The 1173-nt window shown below is 71.0% G+C and carries 4 protein-coding genes; all 4 read right to left on the bottom strand.

Going from position 1 to position 1173, the window contains the following annotated elements; translation table 11 throughout:
* Positions 1 to 83 (bottom strand): DUF6011 domain-containing protein (locus tag ABZ404_RS39110; RefSeq protein WP_358991738.1); only part of this gene is annotated, 83 nt, incomplete at its 3' end.
* Complete coding sequence (locus tag ABZ404_RS39115; RefSeq protein WP_358991729.1) at positions 80 to 463, bottom strand: HIT domain-containing protein; 384 nt, start codon at positions 461 to 463, stop codon at positions 80 to 82. The genes ABZ404_RS39115 and ABZ404_RS39110, both read right to left, overlap by 4 nt.
* Positions 460 to 636, bottom strand: a complete 177-nt coding sequence (locus tag ABZ404_RS39120; protein ID WP_358991732.1) for a hypothetical protein — start codon at positions 634 to 636, stop codon at positions 460 to 462. The genes ABZ404_RS39115 and ABZ404_RS39120 overlap by 4 nt, the downstream gene beginning before the upstream one ends.
* A 241-nt stretch (positions 637 to 877) precedes the next feature.
* Positions 878 to 1173: hypothetical protein (locus ABZ404_RS39125; RefSeq protein ID WP_358991735.1), on the bottom strand; the 296-nt coding region annotated here is incomplete at its 5' end.

Consider the following 1173-nt stretch of genomic DNA (forward strand, 5'->3'; position numbering starts at 1 on the left):
TAGCACGTCGGGCCACGGCCGCGGGCGATGGAGGCCGGGTCGCGGAGGCGCCGGCGGCAGTCGGCGCAGCGCGGCGTCGTCACGACGGTTTCCCTGCCCGCCCCTTGCCCCGGCGGCGTCCGCTGTACCAGGGCAGGGCCAGGCCGTCGTCGTCGGCTCGGGGTACGAGATGCAGGTGGAGGTGGAAGACGGACTGAGTCGAGGCCCGGCCGCGTGAGGTGATGAGGTTCATGGGCTGGGGCCCCTGGGCGAGTTCGGCGGCCCGGTACATGGTGAGCGCGGAGACGTCCGGGTCGGTGGCGAAGTCCTGGACGTGGTCACGGGGGATGACGAGCGTGTGGCCAGGGACAACCGGGTTGAGGGGCACGATCGCGATTGCGTCGTCCCACTCGGCTACGAACGTTGCCGGGGCACGCAAGGCAACGATCTCGCAGAACGGGCAGGTGGCGGGCTGGCCTGTCATCGCAGCTCCCCTCGGGCTTCGAGCTCGTCCAGGAACTGGTTGGCGACCCGGTGCAGGGCATCCTCGAACTTCTTCGGCCCGGATTGGGCATAGCGCTGGGCGTCGTGACTGGTACGCGCGAGAGCGGCCTTGAGGGTCTCGGTCGAGTCGCGCTGGTGCGGGCGGCTAGTCATGCTGCTCCTTGATTGGCGCGGGCGGGGATTGTGGCCTCGGAAGACCACCAGACGTCGCGGTCCTCGGGGTTGCCGGGCCCCGGCGCACGGCTGAAATCGCGGGTCGCGGTCACCCGGTACTCGAAGGAGCCGTCCCGCAGCGGGCCCTGAACTTCGCGGACCGTCGCCGTACCGCGACGCGCGGCCGGCCATTGCTGGCCGCAGTGCCGCACCCGCGTGCCGACCGGGAGGGGCTGGCCGGTCACCGCTGCTCGTCCGTCGCCTCGGGCTGCGTGGGGGCTTTGTGGACGGTCCAGCGGCCGTCGGGGTGGCGGATGATCCAGTCGCCGAAGCGTGCGACGTGCCGGTCGTGGCGGATGCCGTCGTCGTCGGGCAGGTCGGGGCGGGGGCTGTAGACGGACAGGCCGTCGACCTTCAGGCCGGGCGGGCATCCGTCGGGCCCGTACGTCTTGTGGCTGGGGTCGTTGATGTAGAAGGGCTTGCCGTTGTCGATCCAGTTCCAGAGCTGGCCGATGCTGCGTTCGGTGAGTTGGCGGA

Origin of the sequence: Streptomyces sp. NPDC005878, assembly GCF_040629815.1 — a bacterium.
Classification (GTDB): domain Bacteria; phylum Actinomycetota; class Actinomycetes; order Streptomycetales; family Streptomycetaceae; genus Streptomyces.